The organism is Mesorhizobium sp. WSM4871, assembly GCF_055811295.1.
In genome coordinates, this window is sequence record NZ_JBVVPU010000009.1 from 191,717 (window position 1) to 218,265 (window position 26,549).

The window sequence follows — 26,549 nt, forward strand, 5'->3', positions numbered from 1 at the left end:
TTTGCTGTGCCACGGGCGTGATAGTGTCATGTCAGACAAATCATTCCAGGGAACGGCGGAACATGAAGACACGGCATTTCGACCGCATCGGCAATGGCGGCATCGACTTCACGGAGCTGGGCTTCGGCACGGCGCCGCTCGGCAATCTCTACCGCGCCGTTTCCGATGAGGACGCCAACGCCACGCTGGAGGCCGCGTGGAAGGTCGGCTGCCGCTACTACGACACCGCGCCGCTCTACGGGCTCGGCCTGTCGGAAACGCGGCTCAACCCATTCCTGCGCTCGAAAAAGCGCGACGACTATGTGCTGTCGAGCAAGGTCGGGCGCATCATGCGCGCCTGCCCGCCCGAGCAACGCACCGGCATCGGCAAGTTCTTCGACACGCCGTCGCGTCGCGAGGTCTACGACTACAGCTATGACGGCGTCATGCGCTCCTTCGAAGCCTCGCTGGAACGTCTCGGCGTCGACCGCGTCGACATCCTGTTCGTGCATGACGTCGACATCTTCACCCATGGCAGCAGGCAAGCCTCCGACCAGCGCATCGAGGAGTTCATGCGCTCGGGCTATTACGGGCTGCTTTCGCTGCGCGACCAGGGCGTGATCAAGGCGTTCGGCGGCGGCATCAACGAGTGGCCGGTCGCCCAGACGCTGGCCGAGCGCGGCGACTTCGACCTGTTCCTGCTCGCCGGGCGCTATACGCTGCTGGAGCAGGAGGCGCTGCAATCCTTCCTGCCGCTCTGCCAGAAGCGCGGCATCGGCATCGTTCTCGGCGGCCCGTACAATTCAGGCATCCTGGCGAGCGGGCCGAAGCCCGGCGCCTTCTACAACTATTCCGAAGCGCCGCAGGACATACTCGACCGCGTCATGCGCATCGAGGCCGTCTGCAAACGCCATGGCGTGCGACTGATCGAGGCGGCACTGCAATTTCCGCTGCTGCACCCTTCGGTCGTGTCGGTGATCCCCGGCGGTCAGCGGCCGAGCGAAGTCGAAAGCAACCGCTCGCTGCTCGACGCCAAGCTGCCCAAGGCACTTTGGGCCGATCTCAAGCAGGAAGGGCTGATGCGCGCCGACGCGCCGACGAGTTGAAAGCCGGTCCCATCAAAGAACGCAAAGAAAAGCCGGGCGAGCCCGGCTTTTCTGATCTCTGAAAAAGAAAAAGTGGTCTTAATTGACCGCGTCCTTGAGACCCTTGCCGGCCGAAAACTTCGGCACGGTGCGCGCCGGAATCTTCACTTCGGCGCCGGTCTGCGGGTTGCGGCCGGTCGACGCAGCGCGTTTTGACACGGTGAAATTTCCGAAGCCGACAAGCCGGACATCGCCGCCCTTCTTCAGTTCGCCGGTGATCACGGAAAACACCGCATCCACCGCCGACTGCGCGTCACCCTTCGAAATACTCGCGGCATCGGCGACAGCGGACACCAGTTCGTTCTTGTTCATAAAAATTCCCTTCCATGAGAAAACCGGAACCACTCGACTCATCCGGCAGGAAACGGACTTTAGAAAGAAGCGTTGCGGCAACCAAGTCGAAAAGCATCAAGTAAAGCGGAAAAAGCCCGGAAATCCGGGGTTTTTCACATGAAAAAGCCGGGCTCAAGGCCCGGCTCTCTCTTTGTGCACTGCAACTTCAGCAAGTGCGATGCAACTTTAGTAAACGCTAATGTGCGAGCGACTTGCTGGCGTCATCTCCGGCGTCAACCGCGGCCGGCGGATTGACCGGCTCGACCCATTCAATCGGCTCCGGCATGCGCACCAGCGCATGACGCAGCACCTCGCCGACCCGCGAGACCGGAATGATCTCCATGCCGTTCTTCACGTTGTCCGGAATGTCCGCCAAATCCTTGGCATTGTCTTCCGGAATCAGCACCTTCTTGATGCCGCCGCGAAGTGCGGCAAGCAGCTTCTCCTTCAATCCGCCGATCGGCAGCACCCTGCCGCGCAGCGTGATCTCGCCGGTCATAGCCACGTCGGCCTTGACCGGGATGCCGGTCAGCACCGAGACGATCGCGGTGGCCATGGCCACGCCCGCCGACGGTCCGTCCTTGGGCGTAGCACCCTCCGGCACGTGGACGTGGATGTCACGCTTGTCGAACAGCGGCGGCTCGATGCCGAAATCGAGCGCCCGCGAGCGGACATAGGAGGCCGCCGCCGAGATCGATTCCTTCATCACGTCGCGCAAATTGCCGGTCACCGTCATGCGGCCCTTGCCGGGCATCATGACGCCTTCGACCGTCAGCAGTTCGCCGCCGACTTCCGTCCAGGCAAGTCCGGTGACGACACCGACCTGATCGTCGGCCTCCACCTGGCCGAAGCGGAAGCGCGGAACACCGAGGTAGTCGGCGAGATTGTCCGCCGTGATGTTGATCGTCTTCTTCTTCGTCTTCAGGATCTCCGTCACCGCCTTGCGGCCGAGCTTCATCAGCTCGCGCTCCAGGCTCCTGACGCCCGCTTCACGGGTGTAGGTCTGGATGATGCCACGGATGGCATCCTCGCCGACGGAAAACTCCTTCGGCTGCAGCGCGTGATCGCGGATCACCTTCGGCATCAAATGGCGCTTGGCGATCTCGATCTTCTCGTCCTCGGTGTAGCCGGCGATACGGATGATCTCCATGCGGTCCATCAAGGGCGCAGGGATGTTCAGCGTGTTCGCCGTCGTCACGAACATCACGCTCGACAGGTCGTACTCGACCTCGAGATAGTGGTCCATGAACGTCGAGTTCTGTTCGGGATCGAGCACCTCGAGCAAGGCCGACGACGGATCGCCACGGAAATCCTGGCCCATCTTGTCGATCTCGTCGAGCAGGAAGAGCGGGTTGGATTTCTTCGCCTTCTTCATCGACTGGATGACCTTGCCGGGCATCGAGCCGATATAGGTGCGCCGGTGACCGCGAATCTCGGCCTCGTCGCGCACGCCGCCCAGCGCCATGCGGATGAACTCGCGGCCGGTCGCCTTGGCGATCGACTTGCCGAGCGAGGTCTTGCCGACGCCGGGAGGTCCAACGAGGCACAGGATCGGCCCCTTCAGCTTCTTCTGGCGGCTCTGCACGGCGAGATACTCGACGATGCGGTCCTTGACCTTGTCGAGGCCGAAATGGTCGGTGTCGAGCACGTTCTGCGCGAAGGCCAGGTCCTGCTTGACCTTGGAGTTCTTGCCCCACGGTATCGACAGGATCCAGTCGAGATAGTTGCGCACGACAGTCGATTCGGCCGACATCGGCGACATCGTCCGCAGCTTCTTCAGTTCGGCTTCCGCCTTTTCGCGGGCCTCCTTCGACAGCTTGGTCTTCTTGATGCGCGCCTCGATCTCGGCGGCCTCGTCGCGGCCGTCCTCGCCCTCGCCGAGTTCCTTCTGGATCGCCTTCATCTGCTCGTTGAGGTAATATTCGCGCTGCGTCTTCTCCATCTGGCGCTTGACGCGCGAACGGATGCGCTTCTCCACCTGCAGGACGGAGATCTCGGCTTCCATGAAGCCCATCGCCTTTTCCAGCCGCTCCTTGACCGAGAGCGTGGCCAGCATCTCCTGCTTCTCGGGGATCTTGATGGCGAGATGCGAGGCAACCGTGTCGGCGAGCTTGGAATAGTCGTCGATCTGGCTGGCGGCGCCCACCACTTCGGGCGAGATCTTCTTGTTCAGCTTGACATAATTCTCGAAGTCGGTGACGACCGAACGGGCCAGCGCCTCGACCTCGACCTCTTCCTCTTCCGGCTCGACCAGCGCCGAGGCGCGGGCCTCGTGGAAGTCGGGACGGTCGGTGAAGGAGACGATTTTCGCACGCGAAGCACCTTCGACAAGCACCTTGACGGTGCCGTCCGGCAGCTTCAGCAATTGCAGCACGTTGGCGAGCGTGCCGATGTCGAAGATGGCATCGGGCTCGGGATCGTCATCGGCGGCATTCATCTGGGTCGCAAGCAGTATCTGCTTTTCCTGACCCATCACCTCTTCCAGCGCCTTGATCGATTTTTCGCGCCCGACAAAGAGCGGAACGATCATGTGCGGGAACACCACGATGTCGCGCAGCGGGAGGACTGCGAAGACGCCGTTGCTGGGAGCCTTTGATACTTTGGCCATTGTCCAACCTTTCATGTCGCAGCCGCCAATCGGCCAACCGCGAATCTTATATTAACGACCGAGGATCGTTCCGCCTACCACCGTTTGTGACGGGAGTTTTACAGCACAGAATTCGGCACCACGGCCTTCTCGTGTTAGTTGGATGCACGAGAGCCAAAGATCAAGGGCAAACACTGTCCGTTCATCCACTCCGTCACAGGGCAGCACAACAAAACGACCGCTACAGCAAAACGGCGCCTCACGGGCGCCGTTTTCAAGAAAATTCCAATGCCGGCTTACGTCAGGCGCTGACGTTGCCCTTCTTTTCCTTCTGCTCGGAATAGATATAGAGCGGCCGGGCGTTGCCGGACACCACCTCTTCCGAAATAACCACTTCGCGCACGCCTTCCAGCGCCGGCAGCTCGAACATGGTGTCGAGCAGGATCGCTTCCATGATGGAACGCAGGCCGCGGGCGCCAGTCTTGCGCTCGATGGCACGCTTGGCAATCGCCGACAGTGCATTCTCGTGGAAGGTCAGGTCGACATTCTCCATCTCGAACAGCCGCTGATATTGCTTGACCAAGGCGTTCTTCGGCTCGGTCAGGATCTGGATCAGCGCCGGTTCGTCGAGGTCCTCCAGCGTCGCCAGGACCGGCAGACGGCCGACGAACTCGGGGATCAGGCCGAACTTCAAGAGATCCTCTGGCTCGACCTGGCGGAAGATGTCGCCGGTGCGGCGATCCTCGGGGGAAGCGACTGTGGCGCCGAAGCCGATCGAGGTCTTGCGGCCGCGATCCGAGATGATCTTGTCCAGCCCGGCAAAGGCGCCGCCGCAGATGAACAGGATGTTGGCGGTGTCGACCTGCAGGAATTCCTGCTGCGGATGCTTCCTGCCGCCCTGCGGCGGCACGGAAGCGACCGTGCCTTCCATGATCTTCAAGAGCGCCTGCTGCACGCCCTCGCCCGACACGTCGCGGGTGATCGAGGGATTGTCCGATTTGCGCGAGATCTTGTCGATCTCGTCGATGTAGACGATGCCGCGCTGGGCGCGCTCGACATTGTAGTCGGCCGACTGCAAGAGCTTCAGGATAATGTTCTCGACATCCTCGCCGACATAGCCGGCCTCGGTCAGCGTCGTCGCGTCGGCCATGGTGAAGGGAACGTCGATGATGCGGGCGAGCGTCTGCGCCAGCAGCGTCTTGCCGCAACCGGTCGGCCCGATCAGCAGGATGTTGGACTTCGCCAGCTCGACATCGTTGTTCTTGCCTGCGTGCGCCAGGCGCTTGTAGTGGTTGTGGACGGCCACCGACAGCACGCGCTTGGCGTAGGGTTGGCCGATGACGTAGTCGTCGAGGACCTTGAGGATCTCCTGCGGTGTCGGCACGCCTTCGCGCGACTTCACCATCGAGGTCTTGTTCTCCTCGCGGATGATGTCCATGCAGAGCTCGACGCATTCATCGCAGATGAAGACCGTCGGGCCGGCAATCAGCTTGCGCACTTCGTGCTGGCTTTTGCCGCAAAACGAGCAATAAAGCGTGTTCTTGGAATCACCGCTGTTGTTGCCGACCTTGCTCATTTTCTTGTCCTTTCATGGCCGCCCGCCGATGGTCTGGCTGAAAGGGCGCATATTCAATCTATCGCGGGAATCCGCCGCCGCCAGTGCCCTAGCTCCCACAACGTATTCCGTACGAAACACAAATCAGAAAACGTGGCAATGATTCGCAACACCCCACCCAAAGCTAAGCCGTCGAAAATCAACATAGCCTTAACGTAGGCAATCCTGCCCGTCGAGGGAACAGCCAATTGTGGCCGAAATGCTGCAAACCACCGCAAAAGCGCGTTATGCCGCCATTCACCTGCCACTAAAGGCCTATGCGGCAACGCCTTCGATCGGCTCGCGCGACGAAATGACCTTGTCGATGAGGCCGAAGTCCCTGGCTTCGTCGGCGGTCATGAAGTGGTCGCGGTCGAGCGTCTTTTCAATCTCTTCGTAGTTTTTGCCGGTGTGCTTGACATAGACCTCGTTGAGACGGCGCTTCAGCTTGATGATGTCCTGAGCATGACGCTCGATGTCGGAGGCCTGACCTTGGAAGCCACCGGAAGGCTGGTGGACCATGATGCGGGCGTTCGGCGTGGCAAAGCGCATGCCCTTCTCGCCCGCCGTGAGAAGGAGCGAGCCCATCGAGGCCGCCTGGCCGATGCAGAGCGTCGAGACGGCCGGCTTGATGAACTGCATGGTGTCATAGATCGCCATGCCCGAGGTGACGACGCCGCCGGGCGAATTGATGTAGAGATTGATCTCCTTCTTCGGATTCTCCGCCTCGAGGAACAGCAGCTGCGCGCAAACCAGCGTCGCCATGCCGTCCTCGACCGGGCCGGTAATGAAGATGATGCGTTCCTTGAGGAGCCGCGAGAAAATGTCGTAGGCCCGCTCGCCGCGATTGGTCTGTTCGACCACCATCGGAACGAGGTTCATGTAGGTTTCGACGGGGTTCTTCATGGACTATCCCTTATTGAAAGTGGGATTCCGGCGCCGGAGATGGGCAGAATCGGTTCTGGAGCGTTAGGATGTAAATAGGATGCCGGCTGACCCTAGCGCAAGGCCGCCCCTCCTAGCCACCTGGTTAAGTGGAATCAAGGTTGCCGCATGTTGAACCCACGGTTTCGCGCGGCGATGGCGATTGAGCGGGGTTATCTGGCCCAGCAGAAGCCAAATGCGCAACCGCTCACCGATATTTTTTGCGAGACCGCGAAGGAATTCGACTCTTCGAGTGCGATACGGACCAGCCTTGACCTGTCGCGCGGCCGGAACATGTTCTGAAACTCGTCCGGCAGTGCATCGGCGACGGACAGTATCTTTTCGACTGTTCCTCTTGCACGCTCGGTCCCGTTGCCGACGTCGACCGCCATTCCTTCGCGCAGCGAAAACAGATAGTGGTCCGGGAGATAGGCCAGGACGTAGGACTTGCCGCCGTTTATCTGTAGAAGCTGATCGCCGAAGCGCAGCACCTGGCCGGGGCTTGGCACCTTGGCGCCAACGACCCCCTCCGTGACGGACCGGATGTTTCCGCCGTCATATATGGCCTTTACCTCATCCATAGCCTCGCCCGATCGCGCGCGGAATTGCGCAACCAGGGCGAGTTCGGATTTGGTCGCGTCCAGTTGACCCCTCAGGTCAGCCAGATGTTCGGCAGCCTGGAAGCTGCCGCGAACGGCCTCATCCTTCGTCGAAGTCGAGACGATGCCTGCCGTGACGATGGTGTCGATCCTGGCAAGTGTTGTTCTGGTTTCGCGCGCTGTCCGTTCGGCCAGCGGCATCACCGACTGGATCGCTTCATATCGACTCTGGAGCTGGCTCTCCCGAACGGCGAGTTCACCCTCTCGCAACAGCAGTTCGGCGATCTCTTTGACCATGTCGAAGGATTCAAGCTCGACGAGCAATGTGCCGGTTTCGACCTTGTCTCCCGCCTTGACAAACACATGCGTTACCTTGGCCGGATAGGCGGCATCGACGGCATATCGATCCTTCAGGACAATACCGTCGGCTGACAAGACGACCGCATCACCAATGAGGTAGTAGACGATGGAAAGGGAAAACAAACCAAGGAGAGCGAGGTACACCATGCGACCCCACCCCCCAAAACTCGCGCGCTGCTGTTTTCCCAGATTGTCCACTCGGACATGTTTTCGAATGTATTTCATCTGAAACTCGTTTGGTTACCAGGGTCGCTCTAGGCGAACCTTGATTGGCGTGTAATTGTCGCGATGTGACCCTGAGAACACCCATTCATCGATATAGGCGATCAATCGAACGGGCCTCATCACATAGGTCATGAACAGGGAATAGCCGGGCAGGAACCATATGTTTCGCCAGAACCCCGGCCGCTGCGTGGTCCAACTGGCCAGCGCCAGCACAAACAGGTCGAGAACCAGGAGGCCGCACTGCATGCCGATGAGGATCGCGGGCGTGAAGGAACCGTACTGAAGCGCGAGCCAGACCAGATAGAGCGGGAATATCGCTGCTCCAGCGACATTGAAAAGGAGGAAATCCCACTGGTGCAGAGCCTCCGAAAGCCGGAAACCCGCGTCCGAGACACGAAACAGGCGGTAGTGCTTGCGAAAGCGCAGCCAAATGGCATCGCGCTCCCAGCGCAACCGCTGGCGGATATATTGGTATGCGGTCGTCGGGACGTCCGTGTAGCAGATCGCGTCCGGTACATAGGCCATCCGCCAGCCCGCACGCCGCAATCTCAGGGTGACATCCAGATCCTCACCGCCACCTACGTCGAATCCCCCAACCCCCAAAAGGGCTTCGCGCCTGAAGGCGCCGAACGCTCCCGAAACACAAACGACCTGATCGAGAGCCCCGGCAATACGCTTTCCGACCGAGATCGACTGCAAATACTCGATCTCTTGAAACTGGGCGACAATACTGGTGTGGCTGTTGCGCGGTGCAATATCGCCGCATGCCGCTCCGACTGCTGGATCCAAAAAGGGCACGAGAAGGTTCTCGATTGCGTACCGATCAAACGAACAGTCGCAGTCGACATTGATCAATATATCGCCTTTGGCTTCGCGGCACGCCAGATTGATTCCGCTCGCCTTGCCGCCGCGCAGATCCGTCGAAATAACGCGGGTGGCATAGCCTTTCTTGACCAGAGCTTGTGAAACCCTGCTCATCCGATCGGTCGAACCGTCGCTGACGATGACGACTTCGAAGTCATTGAAGGACTGTTCCCGCAGTGAGCGGACACAGGCTTCGATGGAGTCAGCCTCATTATGGCCGACCAGAATGATGCTTACATTGGGCCGTAGTGGCCGCTCGTGCTCAATCGCACCCGCGGCGTCACGCGAACGCATGGTCACGGCGGCCGCAACGAACGGAATGATGTAGCGGGGGATCTCAAAGGCCAGCGTGTACCAGAAAACCGAGGCCAGGCTCGCCGTCGATTGAGCCAGCAGGAACGCAAATCCGAGTTCGAGATCATTCAACGCGGGGCTTGCCCCGTTTTGGTCGCCACCCGCGGGCGAGGGTCAAGCTTTTCACTCAGCGACGCCTCGCAGATTGAAAGCATTGCCGGTATCTGCTCCGACAATGTTGTGGCGCCCTCCCCCCTCATGATGAAATAGTCGGCGGCGTCGCCTTTGTGCACCGATCCGGTCTCCGCCAGGTAATTGCTCAGGTTTTCGATGAAGAGACGACGCAGTTTCTCAAAGACCTCTTGGCCCTTTGATTTGATGAGCGAATCTCGTGCTCCGTACCGCAATTCGGTGACCGCCAAGGGCGGGCCCTCCGCTCCGGCCATGCGTGCGCGGTCGAGTTCCCGAACCAGGGACGGCGGTAATCCCGCCAATGACGGCGGCACCTTTTTCTCGCGTCCGGTGAGCAATGACAGCGCCTGATCCGTGAGTGCATAGGAAAAAAGGTCTATGCGCCTGACGCTGTCGCCATCGGCCTGGGCGTCACAATCCTGGCAGATGAATCCAACAGCCGGCTCCGATGTGGAATCCTTGCATTTCCTGCAGATTTGCGAATGGCCGGGCTTATCATAGTCTTTTCCATAGTGACGCAATTGCTGGCTGCATTTGGGGCAGACCAAGGCGCTTCCCTGCCGAAACTCGCCTTCCGGACGAAGAGCCGCGCAACGATAATGATGAACAAGCTCGGTTTCGAACATATCCGCCGAACGGCATGAGGGGCATTCCTCGCGAACGGTAAGCCGCCGCGACCCGCAGGCGCCGCACTCATGCACACGGTCAAAGAACGTCTTCGTCAGAAGTCCGCGATGGGAGAGATCTTCGGCAATCGGGATTGTCTTGGCCGCCGACGGAAAGCCGGGGTAGCTTATCGAGGCCGACGTCATCGGGTAGCGCTTGGCTTCGATGCTTTTGCCGGCGACGAAGGCATGCGCAAGAAAGCGCGTTTCGGGCGTATTTGTCGAACGGATATGCGCGGCAAGCTGTTCGCGGCGGCGGCGAAAATCGAGTATACATTTTGCCGTCTCCGCCCACGTCGTTTGTTGCATCAGATCGAAATGCACATCAGCGAACCGGCCGGCACGGCCGCCCAGATCGATGACAGGCACCATCGCCAGCGGAATGTGGTCACGCAGATTGTCCAGGGGCGAATTGCGCCGCTCATCGGCCAGGAGGACGGCATCGATGTCTCCCACGGGCGAGGAATCGAACATCGTGCGGTAGATCGCCGAATGCAGAACGATCACGCGTGGGAACCATTCGACGGCGGGTTTCCAGGACAATCCCATTTTGGCCCAGAGCGCCAGGCAAAGATCGGTGAGTTCATGGCTTTCGGTGGAAGCAGCCGGTGCTGGCAGCTGCGCGACCGATTTCGGAACAAATTCTGCGGGCATATCGGCCTCCATTTGCCCGGCGCTCGCAAAGGAACGCCGCCACAGCCACGACTTGCAGCCTGGGTGGAGAAACCAAGGGCAATGTCAGATTTACTGAAAGGATTGTTGCAGGACGAGATATGCGGAAAACGCGGGAACGTATGCGGCACCGCATGGCCAGCTACGCCCCCCCACGACGTTTCCGGCCAGCGACCAAGTCAATCGACTCGAATAGGTCAAATGTTATTCGTTGATTGTTAGCGGATGCTTAATTGGCAGCAAGAATTTGTGTCCCGGACTCAGGTGGTCGGATTAACGAAGTTTGATAAATCGCCTTTTCCACGACACGGCTTCCCCTAGAATTCGACGTTGAACCCGCTTCATGCGGTTCAAACAGGGGGAGTGCCATGACCAGGAAAGCTTCTTCTTTCGCCATTGCCAGCCTGACCATGCTCGGCACAATGTCGCAAACGGTGGCGGGCGGCCGTCCTGTCGAATGCTACGAGCCGGTCAACAGGCCGGCCGTCTACGACACCGTCTATGAAAACGTGCTTGTCAGCCCCGGCGGACAGGTGGTCGACTACGACCCGCCGATTTATGGTACGGTCGAGCGCGTCGAGCAGATCGCACCGCCCCGCGTCACCTATGAGATCGTGCCAGCCATCACCCGCACCGTCTACCACACGGTCAAGATCGACGATGGCGGCTATGCCTGGGAATGGCGCGTCATCCACGGCCGCAAGGTGCTGTGCAAGGTCTGGCGCAAGGCCCGCTACGCGCGTGTCGCCGAAACAGTCGTCGTTGAACCCGAACGCACCCGGCGGGTTGTCCTCCCGGCTGAATATGAGAGCGTTGCCCGTGAAGTGCTGGTGCGACCGGAGCGGCGGCGCATCACCGAGATCGCGCCGTCATACCAGAGGGTGGCGCGCCGGGTGGTGGTGCAGGAAGGCTCAACCAGTTGGCGGAGGGTGCATATCCCACGGCATTGCCGGTATTAGAGCGCGTACCGATAGCATCCAACAATGCGGATTGTTGGACTTCGACAGGGAGGATAGCCTGTTTGGCCAGCGGAGCTTCCTTGGGGTTGAAGACATGCGCGAACTGGAAATCTCCAATCAGGATCTGTCGGACCTGGCGGACGACGCGCTCAGTCTCGCCAAAAGCTATTGGACCTCGCTTGAGGATCGTCCGACGTATCCGTCGACCAGCGTCAAACAGACGAAGGAACTGTTCTCACGGCCCTGGCCGGAAGATGGGCGGGGGCGTGATGTCTTCCAGGACTTCAATTCGATCACCGAGCATGTGCGGCCTTCCACCGGGAGATTCTTCGGCTATGTCGTCGGTTCAGGCGAACCGGTGGGCGCGCTGGGCGAGCTGCTCGCCGCGGTGCTCAATCAGAATGTGACGTCGTGGCGGTCCGCTCCGGCGGCGACATCGATCGAGCGGGCCGTCATCGGATGGCTGGCGCAAGCGGTCGGCTGTGCCGGATTCGCCGGCAGCCTGTGCGGCGGCGGCTCGACCGCCAATCTCATGGCGCTGGCGATGGCGCGCGAAGCCAAGATTCCGGCCAACGAAACGGGTGCACGGCCTGGCGTGATCTACGCCTCGGAACAAGTGCACATGTCCATTCCGAAGGCTGTTGCGCTGCTGGGTATCGGCAGAAAAAACCTTCGCCTGATCCCGGTCGACGAACAGCTCCGGATGCGGACGGATGCGCTCGAGGCCGCCATTGCCGAGGACCGAAAGTCAGGAAATACGCCCATCGCCATCGTGGCCACTGTTGGCGCAGTCGCCACTGGAGCGATCGATCCCCTCGTGGACATTGCGGAGATCGCCCGCAGGGAAGCGCTGTGGCTGCATGTCGACGGCGCCTATGGCGGATTGGCAGCCCTGGCGGTGCCGGAAAAATTCCAGGGATTGGCTTTGGCGGACTCGCTGTCGCTCGACGCGCACAAATGGCTGTATCAGCCGCTCGATTGCGGTTGCCTGCTCTATCGCGATCAAAGCATCGCACAGGCAGCTTTTTCGCACAGCGGCGACTATGTGAAGATATTCAGCCAGGATCCGGAGGAAGCCTTTGCTTTCTTCGAGGAATCGATCGAGCTGTCGCGACGGTTCCGCGCCCTGAAGCTCTGGATGTCGCTGCAATATCACGGACGCCGTGCCTTTCGCGATGCCATCGCGCGCGATCTCCACCACGCGCAGATGTTGGTGGAGATGATTTCGTCACATGCCGAGATGGAACTGCTTGCGCCCGTTCCGCTTAGCGCGGTCTGTTTCCGCCACCGCTCGAAGGACAATCAAGCAATTTTGCGACGCGTGATTGCGCGCGGCCGGGTGTATCTGTCGAATGCAACGATCAACGGCCAGTTCGCGCTGCGGGCGTGTTTCGTCAACCACCGGACGACAACAGACGATGTGCGGGCGATTGTATCCGAAGTCATCGCCGCCGCTGACGAGCTCAATCGCTGACGACAATCACATTCGTCAAGTCATCCGTGTGCATTTTGGCTGGCTCAATGATGAGGACATTGGCGGCCAACATACGGTCTGGCACCAGGCTGGCAAGGCGCGCTAAGGGTCAAGGTGATCCCAAACTATCTCGTTTTCGATCCTGCCGCGCGGCGTCTGCGCCTCGACCCGCACGAGCCGGCCTTCGTCCAAAATCCTTACGAGGCCTATGCCTTCCTGCACGACGCAGCGAGTGCCTTCTTCTGGGAGAACTATGGCTTCTGGTGCTTTGGCGGCTTGGACGACGTTAATCGGCTGCTGCGCGACCGCCGCTTCGGGCGCCAGAACCCGGCCGGCATCCCCGACAGCCGCGGCATCGGCCAGGACCGTTCGCATCTCACCGCCTTCGACGGAATCGAGGCCAATTCGATGCTCGAGCTGGAGCCGCCAGTGCACACGCGGCTGAGAACGCTGGTCAACCGCGCCTTCGTCTCGCGCCAGGTCGAGCGTCTCAGGCCGCGCGTCGAGGCGCTGGCCAACGAGCTGATCGACCGTTTCGAGCCGGGCACGGTCGACCTGCTGCCCAGTTTCGCCTCGCCCCTGCCGATCACCATCATCGCCGAAATGCTCGGCGTTCCCGTCGCGATGGGACCGCAACTGCTCGACTGGTCGCACCGGATGGTGGCCATGTACATGCATGGCCGCACGCGCGAGACGGAAGAGATAGCCAACCGCGCCGCACGGGATTTCTCGGATTTTCTGCGTGGCTATGTCGCCGAGCGCCGCAAACAACCCGGCGACGATCTTCTCTCGCTGCTGATCGCGGCACAGGAGGACGGCCAGAAGCTTTCGGAGGACGAGTTGGTGTCCTCGGCGATCCTGCTGCTCAATGCCGGCCATGAGGCAACTGTCCACCAGACCGGCAATGCCGTGCGCACGATCCTTGCGCAAGGCGGCGACCCAAGCCGCTTCTTTACCTCGCCGGAAGCGACCGCGGCAGTCGTCGAGGAATGCCTGCGCTTCGATGCGCCGCTGCACATGTTCACCCGCTATGCCTATCAGGAGGTCGAGGTCGCTCCAGGCATCCTCGTGCGGCCGGGCGAGACGATCGGCCTGTTGCTCGGCATGGCCAACCATGATCCCGTGGCCTTTGCCGACCCCCTCGCCTTCGATCCCGAACGCGCCGACCAGAAGAACGTCTCGTTCGGCGCCGGCATCCATTTCTGCATCGGCGCGCCGCTGGCGCGGCTCGAATTGCAGGTGTCACTGAAGACCTTGTTCGAACGGCTGCCGCGGCTTCATCTTGCCGGGGAGCCGCGCTTTCGCGACAGCTATCATTTTCATGGGCTGGAAGCGCTCGCCGTCCGCACAGCAGAATGATCAAAGCTTGATCACATACTCCTTGCGGGTCGTTTCAAGCACTTCCCAGCTTCCCCTGAAGCCGGGCCTCAGCACGAAGCTGTCGCCGGCCTTGACGGTGCGCGCTTCGCCGCCTTCTTCGGAAATCACCGAGACGCCAGACAGGATGTGGCAAAACTCCCACTCGTCGTATTCGATGCGCCATTTGCCCTGCGTTGCCTCCCAGATGCCGGCGTAAAGGGCGTCGCCCTGTTCGTCGACATTCCAGGTACGGAACTTCGGATCGCCCGAAATCAGGCGATCCGGCGCCGGTGCGCCAAGTTCCGGCTCGACGCTCTCGATATCGACGGACAGAAATTTCGGTGCGGTCATGGAAGCTCCTCCGGCAGTGGTCAGACCTTGGCCAGGGCCTGTTCCAGATCGGCGATGATGTCCTCGACATCCTCGATGCCGACCGACAGCCGCACCGTGTCCGGCCCTGCGCCCGCCTTGACCTTCTGCTCGTCGGACGGCTGGCGGTGCGTGGTCGAGGCCGGGTGGATGACCAGCGACTTGGTGTCGCCGACATTGGCGAGGTGCGAGAACAGTTCGAGCGCCTCGACGAACTTGACGCCGGCCTCATAGCCACCCTTCAGGCCGAAGGTGAACACCGCGCCCGCGCCGAGCGGCGAGTACTTCTTCTGCAGCGCATTGTTCTTGTCGCTGGGCAGGCCGGGATAATTCACCCAGGCAACCTTGGGGTGATCGGACAGCCAGCCGGCGACCTTCACGGCATTGTCGCAGTGACGCTGCATGCGCAGCGGCAAGGTTTCCAGCCCGGTCAGGATGAGGAATGCGTTGAAGGGCGAGATCGCCGGGCCGATATCGCGCAAGCCGAGCACGCGCGCGGCGATGGCGAAAGCGAAATTGCCGAAGGTTTCGTGCAGGACGAGGCCGCCATATTCGGGCCGCGGCTCCGACAGCATCGGGTATTTGCCTGACTTCGACCAGTCGAATGTGCCGCCGTCGACAATGGCGCCGCCAATCGAATTGCCGTGGCCGCCGATGAACTTGGTCAGTGAATGAACGACAATGTCGGCGCCATGCTCGATCGGCCGCACCAGATAGGGCGAGGCCAGCGTGTTGTCGACGATCAGCGGCAGGCCATGCTTGCGGGCGATGTCGCCGATCTTCTCGATGTCGACGAAGATGCCGCCCGGATTGGCCAGGCTCTCGATGAAGATGGCCTTGGTCCTGTCGTCGATCTGGCTCTCGAAGGTCGAGATGTCGTTGGTGTCGGCCCAGCGCACCTGCCAGCCGAAATTCTTGAAGGCGTGGCCGAACTGGTTGATCGAGCCGCCGTAAAGTCTGGTCGCGGCGACGAAATTGTCGCCCGGCTGCATCAGATTGTGGAAGACCAGCACCTGAGCGGCATGGCCCGAGGCGACAGCCAGCGCCGCCGTACCGCCTTCGAGTGCGGCGATGCGCTCCTCCAGCACCGCCTGCGTCGGGTTCATGATGCGGGTGTAGATGTTGCCGAAGGCCTTCAGCCCGAATAGCGAGGCGGCATGATCGGCATCGTCGAAGACATAGGAGGTGGTCTGGTAGATCGGCGTCGCCCGCGCCCCCGTCGCCGGATCGGGTTTGGCTCCGGCATGAACGGCCAGCGTATTGAAACCGGGTGTACGGGTCATGGAAAACCTCCCTTTTGAAACCTTTGAAAATCGCCGGGCATTCTTGGCGAAGCCCGGTCGCGAATGCAAAGAAGAAAATGCCCTTCGGTGCACGATCTGCGATCGAGGCGCGAGAAAATGCGCCGATTGGCGGAATATTTTTTTGCCTACTTCTGGCGAACGCCAAAACTCTGGAACCCCGACCGCATCAGCGGCTTCTTCGACGACAGGACGCCGGAATTGACGCCGGTCCAGCCGATCTCGCCGGAGAGCTTGCCATATTCGATCTTGGGGCAGCGGTTCATCACCACCTTGATGCCGGCGGCCTCGGCGCGTGCCGCCGCCTCGTCATGGCGCACGCCGAGCTGCATCCAGATGACCTTCGGCAGTGGATCGAGCCGCAACACCTCATCGACGACGCCGGGCACCGCCGCCGGGCCGCGAAAGACGTCGACCATGTCGACGGGCTCCGGGAGATCGGCAAGCCTGGCATAGACGGTTCTGCCCAGGATCTCCTTGCCGGCCTGTCCCGGATTGATCGGGAACACCGAAAAGCCCTTGGCCAGCAGGTACTTCAATACGAAATAGCTCGGCCGTACATCATTAGCCGAAGCGCCGACCATGGCGATGGTCTTCACCGAATTGAGGATGCCGGCGATGTAGGCATTGTCGTATGTGTCGTGGTTCATGCCTCGTCCTCATACAGCGCTTCGGCGAGAAAACCATCCGGATCGTTGCAGAAATTGCGCAGCATCCGAAAATGATCGGTATCGCTGAAATCGGTCGGATCGAGGCCAAAGCGGCTGATACGGAACAGTCGAGCGCCCGGACAAGCCATCAGCAACGGCGAATGTGTCGCCATGATCACTTGCGCCGTGCCCGACTGGTCCATCCGCCTGAGCAACTTGAGCAGCTCGATCTGGCGTGTCGGCGAGAGCGCGCTCTCGGGTTCGTCGAGGATGTAGATGCCTTGCCTGCGGCAGCGCTCCTCAAAGAAGCGGATGAAGCCCTCGCCGTGCGACCACGACAGGAAATCCGGTGGCGCTTCACCCGCGTCGAGCGCCGCCTGGTCGAGATAACGGGCCACTGAGTAAAAGGATTCGGCGCGGAAGAACCAGCCGGCGGTGACCTTCGGCAGCCAGTGGCCGCGCAGCGTTCCGGCAAGGGCCGCGCCGCTCTTGTCGATGGCGGTGGAATGGTCGACCGGCATGTAGCCCTTGCCACCGCCGGCCTCGTCGTAGCCGGCCAGCGCGCCGATCGCCTCAAGCAGCGTCGATTTGCCGGTGCCATTCTCGCCGACGATGATGGTGATAGGCGTGGTGAATTCGAGCTGGAATTCCTGGCCGCGGAAGATCGGCAGGTTCCAGGGGTACTTTTCCCAGTCGGCGACCCGCGACGGCTCTAGCAAGACGCGCTTGAGATAGGGCGCCTTCAGCCGCGTCAGTTGCTTGCGAGGAGCCATGCGGCGGCGATCAGTCCGGCAGCGAGATCGTTCCGTCTTCCGCGATCGGAAAGGCCGGATTGTGCGCGACTTCCCAGACATGCCCGTCGGCATCGGCGAAATAGCCGTACCAGCCGCCCCAGAAGGCGCGGCCGGCCGGCTTGACGATGCGGCCGCCGGCCTTCTCCGCCGTCGCAAGCACTTCGTCGACTTCGGCGTCGGAGCGCGTGTTGTAGGCGAGATAGACCGCCGACGGCGCTCCGGAGAAGCTGACGCCGGAATCCTCTTCGGCGCTTGCACGCGGGAACAGGCCAAGAATGACGCCACCCATCTGGAAGAAGGCGACGCCGTCGGTGATCGCGGCATGACGCTTCAGCCCCATTCCCTCATAGAAGCGCACGGCGCGGTCGAGATCGTCGGTGGCGATGGTGATGATGGAGATGCGCGGTTCCATTCGACCCAGCCTACTCGTCCGTCCACTGCGGCTTGCGCTTGCCGATGAAGGCACCGATGCCCTCCTCGGCGTCGCGCGCCAGCATGTTCTCGACCATGACCCGGCCGGTATAGGCATAGGCGTCGGCGAGCCCCATCTCGGCCTGCGCATAAAACGCCTCCTTGCCGGTCTTGACCACCGAAGACGATTTGGAAGCAATGGTTTGCGCGTATTTGGTGACGATCTGATTCAGGTATTCGCGCGGCACGATGCGGTTGACGAGGCCGAATTCCTTGGCGGTCGCCGCATCGATCGTCTCACCGGTCAAGAGCATTTCCATCGCGTGCTTGCGCGAGACGTTGCGGGAAAGCGCCACCATCGGCGTCGAGCAGAACAGGCCGATATTGACGCCTGGCGTGCAGAAGGTCGCCTCGTGCGAAGCGATCGCCAGGTCGCAGCTCGCGACCAGTTGCAGCCCGGCAGCAGTAGCCAAGCCATCGACCTCGGCGATGACAGGCTTGGGGTGGCGCACGATCGCCTGCATCAGTGCCGCGCAAGCGGAAAATGTCTGTTCGAAGAATGCCTTGCCCTTGTCGGCGTCGGCGCGGTGCAAGGTCATTTCCTTGAGGTCGTGCCCGGCGCAGAACACTTTTCCGGCCGCCGCCAGGATGATGACGCGAACCGACTTGTCAGCCCTCGCGCGGTCGAGTTCCGCCGTCAGCGCCGCCATCATCGCCAGCGACAAGGCATTGGCCGGCGGACTGGCGAGCGTCAAGCGGAGCACCCCCCTGTCCAGCCTGGCGGCAACCGGGCCTTCGGGCGGCTTGATGGCGACGATTTCGGCCATGTTTTCCAACCTCTTTGTCGGCCTGCGGCATCGGATTCGCGGGCCATGGAACAAAAGAACTAGCACGCTGCCGATTGAAGAACAGCCACGAGCCGTGTTTTCTCCAACCCGACAATTGGCCCAGGTGTGCCGCTCAGGGCCCTGACCTGCTCCATTAGGAAACCGCTTGTGCCCGCTCAAGACAATCTCAAACCGGTGCTGACGGCGGCTGAAGTCAATGCGCTGATGACAACCGTCTATCCCCAGCTCAACGACCAGTTCACCTTCTACGAGGCATTGGATGTGTTCCCGGGCGGCTGCACGGTGAGGCTCAACGCCGACGCGCGGCATCTGCGCCCCGGCGGCACTGTGTCCGGCCCATCGCTGTTCACGCTGGCCGACATTGGCGGCTATGTCTGCGTGCTTTCGCATGCCGGGCCGGATGCGCTTTCGGTCACCACCAACCTCAACATCAATTTCGTCCGAAAGGCCGAAGCCGGCCCGGTCGACGGCCATTGCCGCATCCTGAAGCTGGGCAAGAGCCTTATGGTGTTCGACATCGATATCGTCGCCGGGCCGGATGGACATACGGTGGCGCATGCCACGGGCACCTATTCAATCCCGCCGAAGCGGGCGGCGTCCTGACAATTGAATTCTTCGTTTAATGTGTATATATATGCGCATAGGTGACCGTTGCTAGAACGTGACAGCCGCAAGATCGTGAAGCGCCTTAGGGATGAAGGGTTCGAGCTGATTTCCGTACGTGGCTCGCATCACAAATTTCGCAAAGGCGCGATCGTGTTGATTGTCCCCCATCCCGAGAAGGATCTGCCAACCGGTACCGCTCGCGCAATCGCCAAGCAGGCCGGCTGGATAAGGACGATCTGAAACGTTCGGGAGACACGCAATGAAGAATTATTTCGCCTTGGTCGACAAAGACCTCGACAGTGCCTTCGGCATCCGCTTCCCGGATATTCCCGGCTGCTTTTCGGCTGCGGACGATGCAGAAGATATCGTACCGAATGCAGTTGAAGCACTGCAATTGTGGGCGGAAGACATGCCCGTTCCCGAACCGTCGAGCCATGAAGCGATCCTTGCGCTTCCGGATATCCGCAGAGCGCTTGCAGAAGGCGGCTATCTGGTCTCGGTGCCACTGATCGACAATGACAGCGCCGTCGTCAGGGCCAACGTGACCTTCGAGCGCGGTGTTTTGCGAGCAATCGATGCGGCGGCGCGCGAACGCGGCATAACCCGATCTGCATTCCTCTCCAGTGCGGCCCGCAAGGAAATCGAGGCCAAGCATTAAACCTGACGGGCCTCGAGGTGGCGCCAACTCTCCATGTGGTAAAATAATACCTTCTGCCTAATGTTTTGTTTTTGCCACATTTTTTCTGCCACCTCGATTCTTGTGCGCCTTGACGCAATCACTACCCTCCCCTATAAGCCCTCACGAAGCAGCGGCCCGCAAAGGCCGCCGTTTTGTTATTGGCGGCGGGCTGTCGCCAATCCAAGCAACAAGAAACGTCTTCTCTATCGTTTGGGGAAGGTCCGAACCGAAAGCAGGAACCATGACAACCTTTTCGCAGAAGCCTGCGGATGTGGTGAAGAAGTGGGTGCTGATCGACGCCGAGGGTCTCGTCGTCGGCCGCCTCGCCACTGTCATCGCCAATCATCTTCGCGGCAAGCACAAGCCCACCTTCACCCCGCATGTCGACGACGGCGACAACGTCATCGTCATCAATGCCGACAAGGTGGTGTTCACCGGCAAGAAGTTCACCGACAAGGTCTATTACTGGCACACCGGCCACCCCGGCGGCGTCAAGGAGCGCACCGCGCGCCAACTGCTCGAGGGCCGTTTCCCCGAGCGTGTCGTCGAGAAGGCCGTCGAACGCATGATCCCGCGCGGCCCACTCGGCCGTCGCCAGATGAAGAACCTCCGCGTCTATGCAGGCACGGAACATCCGCATGTCGCCCAGCAGCCCGTCACCCTCGACGTGGCCAAGCTGAACGCCAAGAACAAGAAGGCTTCGTAAGATGGCTGAGCTTTCCTCGCTCGCAGAACTCGGAACTGCAACCGGTAACATCCAGCCGGCCGCACCCGTCCACGTCCAGAAGCTCGACAAGTCGGGCCGCGCCTATGCCACCGGCAAGCGCAAGAACGCCATCGCGCGCGTCTGGGTGAAGCCCGGCTCCGGCAAGATCGTCGTCAACGACAAGGAATTCGCGTCCTATTTCGCGCGTCCGGTCCTGCAGATGATCCTCAACCAGCCGATCATCGCCGCCAACCGCTCGGGCCAGTACGACATCGTCGCCACCGTCATCGGCGGCGGCCTCTCCGGCCAGGCCGGCGCCGTGCGCCACGGCATCTCCAAGGCGCTGACCTATTACGAGCCGGCGCTGCGCGCCGTGCTCAAGAAGGGCGGCTTCCTGACCCGCGACAGCCGCGTCGTCGAGCGCAAGAAGTACGGCAAGGCGAAAGCCCGCCGCAGCTTCCAGTTCTCGAAGCGCTAAGCGCTATTCACCTTTCAGAATGCGAAAGGCCGCCTTCGGGTGGCCTTTTTCTTTGGCAGCCACCATTCACGTGTGATTGGCTGGCGCCTTGATGAAGTCGATGAATGCACGCAACGGCGCCGGCACGAGGCGCCGGCCGGGATAATAGAGGAACGGCCCGGAGAAGCTCTGCCACCAGGGTTCGAGGACGGGCTCGAGCGCGCCGCTGTCGAAGTAAGGGCGAAGCCAGTCCTCGAAAATACTGACGATGCCGGTGCCGGCGACGGCCGCGTCGACGGCAAGATCGGCCCCTCCGCCCAGGGTCACGACAAGCGGTCCCGTCGGATCGACGCGCACCACCTCGCCGTCGCGTTCGAATTCCCATGGCGGCATCGCACTGCTGGCGAAGCGGCCGCGCAGGCAGGCATGGCCAAGCAGATCGCCCGGATGTTGCGGCCGGCCATGGCGATCGAGATAGGCAGGGCTGGCGGCGGTGGCGAAGCGCTGTACGCGAGGTCCGATCGGCACCGCGATCATATCCTGCTCCAGCCGCTCGTCGTAGCGGATGCCGGCGTCGCAGCCGGCAGCCAGCACGTCAACAAAACTCTCCTCGGCGATGATCTCAAGCCGGATACCGGGATAGGTGGCGAGAAACCGCGGAACGATGTCCGGCAGCACCAGCCGCACCGCGCTGACCGGCACATTGAGGCGCAGCGTGCCTGCCGGCCGGTCGCGAAAGCCGTTCACCACGTCAAGTGCCGCCTCGACCTCGTTCAAAGCGGGCCCGAGCCGCGCCAGCAACCCGGCACCCGCATCGGTCAAGGCGACGCTGCGTGTCGTGCGATTGAGCAGCCTGACGCCGAGCTGAGTCTCCAGCCGGCGCACCGCCTCGCTCAGACCCGATGCGCTGCCGCCGCTTGCACGCGCGCCTTCGCGAAAACCGCCAGCACGCGCCACCGCCAGGAAGGCATTCAGATCGCCTAGAGCAGGATGAATTGAAATTGAGTCGGTCATCCTGCTCTAAGTTTCTGTTTTTGCGTATGATCTTGTCCGAAAAGTCTGCAACTTTTCGGGATCATGCTCTTGTTCGACATTCACTGTTCGCTACTCCGCACAACCCGTGCAGATAATAGCGGATTATCAGGACAGCGCACAGCGGCTATTTCTGCCTCATCATTCGAAGGAGACAGACCATGTCAAGCATCGACAAGTCAGGCACATTCACTCTCGGCGACCGCTCCGTAAAACGGCTAGGCTATGGCGCCATGCAACTCGCCGGGCCGGGCGTTTTCGGCCCGCCCAAAGATCATGACTCAGCCTTGGCTGTGTTGCGCGAGGCGGTCGCAAGCGGCGTGAACCACATCGACACCAGCGACTTCTACGGCCCGCACGTCACCAACCAGATCATCCGCGAAGCGCTCGCGCCCTATTCCGACGACCTCACCATCGTCACCAAGGTCGGCGCCCGCCGCAGTGCCGATGCGGCGTGGCTCCCGGCCTTCTCTCCCGAAGAGCTGACCCAGGCCGTGCACGACAATCTGCGCAATCTCGGGCTCGACGTGCTGGACGTGGTCAACCTCAGGATCATATTCGATGTGCATGAACCCGCAGAAGGGTCGATCGAAGAACAGGTCGCGGCGCTGGCGGGGCTGCAGCAAAAAGGCCTGGTGCGTCACATCGGGCTGAGCAATGCCACCGCCGCGCAGATAAAAGAAGCACGGCGAATGGTCGAAATCGTCTGCGTGCAGAACCAGTACAATCTGGCGCATAGGGATGACGACCGACTGATCGACGAGCTAGCCCGCGACGGCATCGCCTATGTGCCGTTCTTTCCGCTCGGCGGCTTCAGCCCGCTGCAATCGTCGACCTTGTCCAGTGTCGCGGCGCGCCTCGGTGCCACACCCATGCAGGTCGCGCTGGCCTGGCTGCTGCAGCGTGCGCCCAACATACTTTTGATCCCCGGCACCTCGTCTGTCGCGCATCTCAGGGAGAACCTGGCGGCGGCGGAGTTGGAACTGTCGGACGATGTCGTCAAGGAGCTGGACGGCGTGGCGATGGCGGCTTGAGACTAGCCGATCTCCTTCCTTGGGGGGGAGATCGGTAGCTTGACCGCGCCGCGGTTAGTTGATGCTTGCCGTGTTCGCCGGCTCGGCCGGCCGCGCCTCGTCGGCATAAGGCACGCGATAGCCGTGCGCGGCCAGCCAAGCGATGGCCGCCTTCGGTTCGTCGGTCTGGATGATGGTGGCGCCACGCTCGGCCCAGAAACCCCAGGTTTCGGCAGGCAGGCTGGCCAGTACCGCCAGTTCGTCGCCGCGGCCGCCGGCGAGGAAACCGCCCGGCTTGTTGACGATGGCATAGGTGTTGGCCCAGATGTGCCAGCCGCCGCGCACCGAGACGGCCCGCATGCGGGTGCTGAACAACGGCCCGCCGGTCTCGGTCAGCGTCTCGCTGCCCGCCCGCCAGTTTATCAGCTCGATCGCGCCAGGTGAAAAGGCCTTGCCGACCCCCTCCGCGAAGGCAGCGTCATGCACGGCATCGTCGGCGATGATCGGCATAAACTGGAAACCGCCGCCGATGGCCTCCATGGTGGCCTTGACCGTGGCAATCCGATCGGCATTCCACAGGTTCTCCTTGACGATCACCTGCTCGGCCATGCCGAGATCGCGGGCGACAGCGATCATGCCCGGCAGAGCCTGGACATCGAGCTTGTTGTCGAGATTGATGAGGATCCGGTCCCTGGTCGCTGTCAGCATCTCGCGCAGCGTCGAGACCGTTTCGCCGGACACGGCGCCGGTGCCTTCGACAACCAGCCGGCATTTCCTGAGTTCCGCCAGCGTATAGTCTACCACCTCGCCCTTGCAGGTCGTCGTGCGGTCGAGCCAGCTGTCATGCATGACGACGAATTCGCCGTCCTTCGAGCGCCTGATGTCGACTTCGACGATCTCGGCGCTCATGGCGATCGAGCCCTCGACGGCCGCGAGCGAGTTTTCCGGGTAAAGCGTCTTGCCGGCCTGCATGCTGCCGGCGCGATGCGCGGCCACCATCACATGGTCGCGCCACTGGTTGGCGTGCTCGAAGCGATCGAGAATCTGCCTGGCATGGCTTTCGCCGGCCGAGGCCTGGCCAAGGGAGGCGGCCAGCGCGGCGGAAAACAGGAGGCCTTGCCAAATAGCCCGCATCGAGAATCGCTCCGTTCCGGATCGCAACCCGGTTAGGCGATGCGCGTGACAGGCAGGTGAACGAAGCCGGCTACAGGCCTTTGAGCGGCTGCGCAAAATTTGCGGATGCACTCTCGTCGACGTGGCTCGCCCGCACCGCATGGCGCCTGTCGCGCCGCTGCAATGGAATCATGCTGAAACCACGTCAGCAACTCACCGAACGAGACATCGATAGGACTAAAGCGGTCTGCCTCATTGCGCTACGAATCCTGCTTTGCCAGGGCATTTGCAGAGCGCCATCTCGTCTCGCCAAGCTGTGACTGGCGTGATGCGCGCCGGTTCTATAGTTGTGGCAGCCCGACAAACCGAGGATCCGTAATGGCGAACCAAAACATCGACCACGCCTTCACTGCCCGCTCGAAGACGGGCGCATCCTTCGAGCCGACCTATGCCGGCGCGCTGTCGTTCATGCGGCGCAAATATACGAAGGACGTGAAGGGCGCGGACGCGGTGGTGTGGGGCATCCCCTTCGACGCCGCCGTCACCAATCGGCCTGGCGCGCGTTTCGGGCCGCAGGCGATCCGCCGCGCCTCGACCATCCTCGACAATGATCCGCAATATCCGTTTTCGCGCGATTTGTTCGAACATCTGGCGGTGGTCGACTACGGCGATTGCCTGCTCGACAGCGGCAATCACCAGAAGACGCCCGGCACGATCGAGCGCGAGGCGGCAAAGATTCTGAAATCCGGCGCCTTCCTGCTGTCGCTGGGCGGCGACCACTTCGTCACCTGGCCGCTGCTCAAGGCGCACGCCGCCATCCACGGGCCGCTGGCGCTGGTGCAATTCGACGCCCACCAGGACACCTGGCCGGACGACGGCAAGCGTATCGATCACGGCTCCTTCGTCGGCCGTGCAGTCAAGGAGGGCATCATCGACCCCGACCGCTCGATCCAGATCGGCATCCGCACCCACGCGCCCGACACGTTCGGCATCAAGATTCTCTACGGCCACGAAGTCGAGGAGATGCGCGCATCCGACATCGCCTATGCCATCGTCGATCGCACCGGCGGCAAGAAGACCTACCTCACTTTCGATATCGATTGCCTCGATCCAGCCTTCGCGCCTGGCACCGGCACGCCGGTCGCCGGCGGTCCGTCCTCGGCCAAGATCCTGTCGGTGCTGCGCCAGCTCACCCAGATCGACATCGTCGGCGCCGATGTCGTGGAGGTTGCGCCGGCCTATGATCACGCCGATATAACGGCAATCGCCGGCTCGACGGTGGCCATGCAGTATCTCGGGCTGCTGGCGGAACGAAAGGCCCGGCTTGAAGAGATGAACAATGGCAATCCTGTTGCAGTGAATCACGGACAAGGCATATAGCTTTGAAATATCAGGGATTTTGATCAGGCAATGAAACCGAAAATCTTCATCGACGGCGAGCATGGCACAACCGGTCTGCAGATCCGGGCGCTGCTTGCCGAGCGTGGCGACCTGGAGATCATCTCGATCCCGACCGAGCGCCGCAAGGAAACGGCAGCCCGGGCTGAATTCCTCAACGCCGCCGACGTCGCGATCCTGTGCCTGCCGGACGATGCGGCGAAAGAGAGCGTTTCGCTGATCGCCAACGACACCACCAAGGTGATCGACGCCTCGACAGCGCATCGCGTCGCCGAGGGGTGGGAGTATGGTTTCGCCGAAATGGACAGGGACCAGGCGAAAAAAATCGCCAGCGCGAGGCGCGTCGCCAATCCGGGCTGCTGGCCACAAGGACCGATCGCGACGCTGCGGCCGCTGGTGACGGCCGGGCTGTTGCCACCGGATTTCCCGGTCACCGTTAACGGCATTTCGGGCTATTCCGGCGGTGGCCGCCCGATGATCGAGGATTATGTCGCCAAGGGCGAGGATGCATCTGAATTCATGCCCTATGGGCTGACCCTGCAGCACAAGCATGTGCCGGAGCTCCGGACTTACGCGAAGCTCTCGCACGATCCGATCATGCAGCCGGCGGTCGGCAATTTCGCGCAAGGCATGATCACGGTGGTGCCGTTGCAACTCGGTGGACTCGACCGTGTGCCGACCGGCGCCGAGCTACACGCGGCAATCGCCGATCACTTCTCGGGCATCGAGGGCGGTGTGGTCGAAGTGGCGCCCTACGCGCATCTGGAGCGCGTGCCGGAGATCGATCCGGAAGCCTATAACGGCACCAACCGGATGAAGGTCTATGTCTTCGGCAATGACAACAGAGCGCAGGCGCTGCTGCTGGCCGTCTATGACAATCTCGGCAAGGGCGCTTCGGGCGCCGCGGTGCAGAACATGGATTTGATGCTCGGCCTTAAACATTGACT

27 protein-coding genes are annotated in these 26,549 nt (G+C 61.5%); 12 read left to right on the top strand and 15 right to left on the bottom strand.

The genetic code is table 11. The annotated features are described in order from the left end of the window. Nucleotides 1-62 precede the first annotated feature (62 nt). Complete coding sequence (locus tag AC0L2H_RS19855; protein ID WP_473591794.1) at nt 63-1,085, top strand: aldo/keto reductase; 1,023 nt, start codon at nt 63-65, stop codon at nt 1,083-1,085. A 78-nt stretch (nt 1,086-1,163) separates the two neighbouring features. Here the strand turns inward: AC0L2H_RS19855 and AC0L2H_RS19860 are convergent, their stop codons facing one another. The 7 genes from AC0L2H_RS19860 to AC0L2H_RS19890 all read right to left on the bottom strand — a co-directional run bounded on the left by AC0L2H_RS19860 (nt 1,164) and on the right by AC0L2H_RS19890 (nt 10,427). Next, a complete protein-coding gene (locus tag AC0L2H_RS19860; protein WP_006201846.1) occupies nt 1,164-1,436 on the bottom strand; it encodes an HU family DNA-binding protein in 273 nt (90 codons plus the stop codon). 217 nt (nt 1,437-1,653) lie between these two features. Next, entirely contained in the window at nt 1,654-4,065 is a 2,412-nt protein-coding gene (gene lon / locus AC0L2H_RS19865; protein ID WP_473591795.1) for an endopeptidase La, read from the bottom strand. A gap of 280 nt (nt 4,066-4,345) precedes the next feature. Then, complete coding sequence (clpX, locus tag AC0L2H_RS19870; protein ID WP_473591796.1) at nt 4,346-5,620, bottom strand: ATP-dependent Clp protease ATP-binding subunit ClpX; 1,275 nt, start codon at nt 5,618-5,620, stop codon at nt 4,346-4,348. 294 nt (nt 5,621-5,914) lie between these two features. Then, complete coding sequence (gene clpP, locus AC0L2H_RS19875; RefSeq protein WP_473591797.1) at nt 5,915-6,544, bottom strand: ATP-dependent Clp endopeptidase proteolytic subunit ClpP; 630 nt, start codon at nt 6,542-6,544, stop codon at nt 5,915-5,917. 191 nt (nt 6,545-6,735) lie between these two features. After that, entirely contained in the window at nt 6,736-7,668 is a 933-nt protein-coding gene (locus AC0L2H_RS19880; protein WP_473591798.1) for an HlyD family secretion protein, read from the bottom strand. A 93-nt stretch (nt 7,669-7,761) separates the two neighbouring features. Next, complete coding sequence (locus AC0L2H_RS19885) at nt 7,762-9,036, bottom strand: glycosyltransferase family 2 protein (protein WP_473591799.1); 1,275 nt, start codon at nt 9,034-9,036, stop codon at nt 7,762-7,764. Then, entirely contained in the window at nt 9,033-10,427 is a 1,395-nt protein-coding gene (locus AC0L2H_RS19890) for a TackOD1 domain-containing metal-binding protein (RefSeq protein WP_473591800.1), read from the bottom strand. The genes AC0L2H_RS19885 and AC0L2H_RS19890 overlap by 4 nt, the downstream gene beginning before the upstream one ends. Before the next feature lie 374 nt (nt 10,428-10,801). Between AC0L2H_RS19890 and AC0L2H_RS19895 the strand changes: the two genes are divergently transcribed. The 3 genes from AC0L2H_RS19895 (at nt 10,802) to AC0L2H_RS19905 (ending at nt 14,225) form a co-directional block, all read left to right on the top strand. Continuing rightward, nucleotides 10,802-11,392 (top strand): hypothetical protein, encoded by a 591-nt coding sequence (locus AC0L2H_RS19895; protein WP_473591801.1) that lies wholly within the window; start codon nt 10,802-10,804, stop codon nt 11,390-11,392. A gap of 94 nt (nt 11,393-11,486) precedes the next feature. After that, nucleotides 11,487-12,866 carry a pyridoxal phosphate-dependent decarboxylase family protein gene (locus AC0L2H_RS19900; RefSeq protein WP_473591908.1) on the top strand — a complete coding sequence of 460 codons (1,380 nt, stop codon included), beginning with the start codon at nt 11,487-11,489 and terminating at the stop codon, nt 12,864-12,866. Between the two features lie 114 nt (nt 12,867-12,980). After that, nucleotides 12,981-14,225 carry a cytochrome P450 gene (locus AC0L2H_RS19905; protein WP_473591802.1) on the top strand — a complete coding sequence of 415 codons (1,245 nt, stop codon included), beginning with the start codon at nt 12,981-12,983 and terminating at the stop codon, nt 14,223-14,225. Here AC0L2H_RS19905 and AC0L2H_RS19910 read toward each other — a convergent pair whose 3' ends face one another. The 6 genes from AC0L2H_RS19910 to AC0L2H_RS19935 all read right to left on the bottom strand — a co-directional run bounded on the left by AC0L2H_RS19910 (nt 14,226) and on the right by AC0L2H_RS19935 (nt 18,577). After that, complete coding sequence (locus tag AC0L2H_RS19910) at nt 14,226-14,576, bottom strand: cupin domain-containing protein (RefSeq protein ID WP_473591803.1); 351 nt, start codon at nt 14,574-14,576, stop codon at nt 14,226-14,228. A 20-nt stretch (nt 14,577-14,596) separates the two neighbouring features. Continuing rightward, a complete protein-coding gene (locus AC0L2H_RS19915) occupies nt 14,597-15,877 on the bottom strand; it encodes an O-acetylhomoserine aminocarboxypropyltransferase (protein ID WP_473591804.1) in 1,281 nt (426 codons plus the stop codon). Between the two features lie 146 nt (nt 15,878-16,023). Continuing rightward, entirely contained in the window at nt 16,024-16,545 is a 522-nt protein-coding gene (locus AC0L2H_RS19920; protein ID WP_473591805.1) for a CoA-binding protein, read from the bottom strand. Further along, nucleotides 16,542-17,318, bottom strand: coding sequence for an AAA family ATPase (locus AC0L2H_RS19925; RefSeq protein WP_473591806.1), 777 nt, complete (start codon nt 17,316-17,318; stop codon nt 16,542-16,544). Before AC0L2H_RS19925 ends, AC0L2H_RS19920 begins: the two co-directional genes overlap by 4 nt. A gap of 10 nt (nt 17,319-17,328) precedes the next feature. Beyond that, on the bottom strand, nt 17,329-17,751 hold the full coding sequence (locus tag AC0L2H_RS19930; RefSeq protein WP_473591807.1) for a VOC family protein: 423 nt from the start codon (nt 17,749-17,751) through the stop codon (nt 17,329-17,331). Between the two features lie 10 nt (nt 17,752-17,761). After that, nucleotides 17,762-18,577 (bottom strand): enoyl-CoA hydratase, encoded by an 816-nt coding sequence (locus AC0L2H_RS19935; RefSeq protein ID WP_473591808.1) that lies wholly within the window; start codon nt 18,575-18,577, stop codon nt 17,762-17,764. A gap of 168 nt (nt 18,578-18,745) precedes the next feature. Between AC0L2H_RS19935 and AC0L2H_RS19940 the strand changes: the two genes are divergently transcribed. From AC0L2H_RS19940 to rpsI, 5 genes are all read left to right on the top strand, one after another. Further along, on the top strand, nt 18,746-19,201 hold the full coding sequence (locus AC0L2H_RS19940; protein ID WP_473591809.1) for a PaaI family thioesterase: 456 nt from the start codon (nt 18,746-18,748) through the stop codon (nt 19,199-19,201). Nucleotides 19,202-19,249: 48 nt separating this feature from the next. Next, nucleotides 19,250-19,444, top strand: a complete 195-nt coding sequence (locus AC0L2H_RS19945; protein WP_107647399.1) for a type II toxin-antitoxin system HicA family toxin — start codon at nt 19,250-19,252, stop codon at nt 19,442-19,444. A gap of 19 nt (nt 19,445-19,463) precedes the next feature. Then, nucleotides 19,464-19,862: a type II toxin-antitoxin system HicB family antitoxin gene (locus AC0L2H_RS19950; protein ID WP_107647398.1), complete on the top strand. Its 399-nt coding sequence runs from the start codon at nt 19,464-19,466 to the stop codon at nt 19,860-19,862. Between the two features lie 262 nt (nt 19,863-20,124). Continuing rightward, nucleotides 20,125-20,589: a 50S ribosomal protein L13 gene (gene rplM, locus AC0L2H_RS19955; RefSeq protein ID WP_008875407.1), complete on the top strand. Its 465-nt coding sequence runs from the start codon at nt 20,125-20,127 to the stop codon at nt 20,587-20,589. Between the two features lies 1 nt (nt 20,590). Next, a complete protein-coding gene (gene rpsI, locus AC0L2H_RS19960) occupies nt 20,591-21,067 on the top strand; it encodes a 30S ribosomal protein S9 (RefSeq protein WP_107647397.1) in 477 nt (158 codons plus the stop codon). Between the two features lie 66 nt (nt 21,068-21,133). Here the strand turns inward: rpsI and AC0L2H_RS19965 are convergent, their stop codons facing one another. Then, the gene (locus tag AC0L2H_RS19965; RefSeq protein ID WP_473591810.1) at nt 21,134-22,060 is read right to left on the bottom strand and encodes a LysR family transcriptional regulator; all 927 of its coding nucleotides are present in this window, start codon (nt 22,058-22,060) and stop codon (nt 21,134-21,136) included. 179 nt (nt 22,061-22,239) lie between these two features. On the opposite strand from AC0L2H_RS19965, the gene AC0L2H_RS19970 reads away from it, so the two are divergent. Next, a complete protein-coding gene (locus AC0L2H_RS19970) occupies nt 22,240-23,112 on the top strand; it encodes an aldo/keto reductase family oxidoreductase (protein WP_473591811.1) in 873 nt (290 codons plus the stop codon). Nucleotides 23,113-23,166: 54 nt separating this feature from the next. On the opposite strand, the gene AC0L2H_RS19975 is transcribed toward AC0L2H_RS19970, so the two are convergent. Further along, nucleotides 23,167-24,225 (bottom strand): glycerophosphodiester phosphodiesterase family protein, encoded by a 1,059-nt coding sequence (locus AC0L2H_RS19975; protein WP_473591812.1) that lies wholly within the window; start codon nt 24,223-24,225, stop codon nt 23,167-23,169. Between the two features lie 357 nt (nt 24,226-24,582). On the opposite strand from AC0L2H_RS19975, the gene speB reads away from it, so the two are divergent. Together speB and argC are read left to right on the top strand one after the other, a co-directional pair. Beyond that, complete coding sequence (gene speB, locus AC0L2H_RS19980; protein WP_473591813.1) at nt 24,583-25,584, top strand: agmatinase; 1,002 nt, start codon at nt 24,583-24,585, stop codon at nt 25,582-25,584. A gap of 30 nt (nt 25,585-25,614) precedes the next feature. Next, entirely contained in the window at nt 25,615-26,547 is a 933-nt protein-coding gene (gene argC / locus AC0L2H_RS19985) for an N-acetyl-gamma-glutamyl-phosphate reductase (protein WP_473591814.1), read from the top strand. Nucleotides 26,548-26,549: the final 2 nt, after the last annotated feature.

Bases quoted from the DNA above. Each gene is read 5' to 3' on its own strand.
- clpP (WP_473591797.1), bottom strand. From the start codon at position 6,544: ATGAAGAACCCCGTCGAAACCTACATGAACCTCGTTCCGATGGTGGTC.
- clpX (WP_473591796.1), bottom strand. From the start codon at position 5,620: ATGAGCAAGGTCGGCAACAACAGCGGTGATTCCAAGAACACGCTTTAT.
- rplM (WP_008875407.1), top strand. From the start codon at position 20,125: ATGACAACCTTTTCGCAGAAGCCTGCGGATGTGGTGAAGAAGTGGGTG.
- lon (WP_473591795.1), bottom strand. From the start codon at position 4,065: ATGGCCAAAGTATCAAAGGCTCCCAGCAACGGCGTCTTCGCAGTCCTC.
- argC (WP_473591814.1), top strand. From the start codon at position 25,615: ATGAAACCGAAAATCTTCATCGACGGCGAGCATGGCACAACCGGTCTG.
- AC0L2H_RS19890 (WP_473591800.1), bottom strand. From the start codon at position 10,427: ATGGAGGCCGATATGCCCGCAGAATTTGTTCCGAAATCGGTCGCGCAG.
- AC0L2H_RS19910 (WP_473591803.1), bottom strand. From the start codon at position 14,576: ATGACCGCACCGAAATTTCTGTCCGTCGATATCGAGAGCGTCGAGCCG.
- AC0L2H_RS19935 (WP_473591808.1), bottom strand. From the start codon at position 18,577: ATGGCCGAAATCGTCGCCATCAAGCCGCCCGAAGGCCCGGTTGCCGCC.
- AC0L2H_RS19930 (WP_473591807.1), bottom strand. From the start codon at position 17,751: ATGGAACCGCGCATCTCCATCATCACCATCGCCACCGACGATCTCGAC.
- speB (WP_473591813.1), top strand. From the start codon at position 24,583: ATGGCGAACCAAAACATCGACCACGCCTTCACTGCCCGCTCGAAGACG.
- AC0L2H_RS19975 (WP_473591812.1), bottom strand. From the start codon at position 24,225: ATGCGGGCTATTTGGCAAGGCCTCCTGTTTTCCGCCGCGCTGGCCGCC.
- AC0L2H_RS19900 (WP_473591908.1), top strand. From the start codon at position 11,487: ATGCGCGAACTGGAAATCTCCAATCAGGATCTGTCGGACCTGGCGGAC.
- AC0L2H_RS19950 (WP_107647398.1), top strand. From the start codon at position 19,464: ATGAAGAATTATTTCGCCTTGGTCGACAAAGACCTCGACAGTGCCTTC.
- AC0L2H_RS19880 (WP_473591798.1), bottom strand. From the start codon at position 7,668: ATGGTGTACCTCGCTCTCCTTGGTTTGTTTTCCCTTTCCATCGTCTAC.
- rpsI (WP_107647397.1), top strand. From the start codon at position 20,591: ATGGCTGAGCTTTCCTCGCTCGCAGAACTCGGAACTGCAACCGGTAAC.
- AC0L2H_RS19925 (WP_473591806.1), bottom strand. From the start codon at position 17,318: ATGGCTCCTCGCAAGCAACTGACGCGGCTGAAGGCGCCCTATCTCAAG.
- AC0L2H_RS19920 (WP_473591805.1), bottom strand. From the start codon at position 16,545: ATGAACCACGACACATACGACAATGCCTACATCGCCGGCATCCTCAAT.
- AC0L2H_RS19855 (WP_473591794.1), top strand. From the start codon at position 63: ATGAAGACACGGCATTTCGACCGCATCGGCAATGGCGGCATCGACTTC.
- AC0L2H_RS19970 (WP_473591811.1), top strand. From the start codon at position 22,240: ATGTCAAGCATCGACAAGTCAGGCACATTCACTCTCGGCGACCGCTCC.
- AC0L2H_RS19860 (WP_006201846.1), bottom strand. From the start codon at position 1,436: ATGAACAAGAACGAACTGGTGTCCGCTGTCGCCGATGCCGCGAGTATT.
- AC0L2H_RS19915 (WP_473591804.1), bottom strand. From the start codon at position 15,877: ATGACCCGTACACCCGGTTTCAATACGCTGGCCGTTCATGCCGGAGCC.
- AC0L2H_RS19965 (WP_473591810.1), bottom strand. From the start codon at position 22,060: ATGACCGACTCAATTTCAATTCATCCTGCTCTAGGCGATCTGAATGCC.
- AC0L2H_RS19895 (WP_473591801.1), top strand. From the start codon at position 10,802: ATGACCAGGAAAGCTTCTTCTTTCGCCATTGCCAGCCTGACCATGCTC.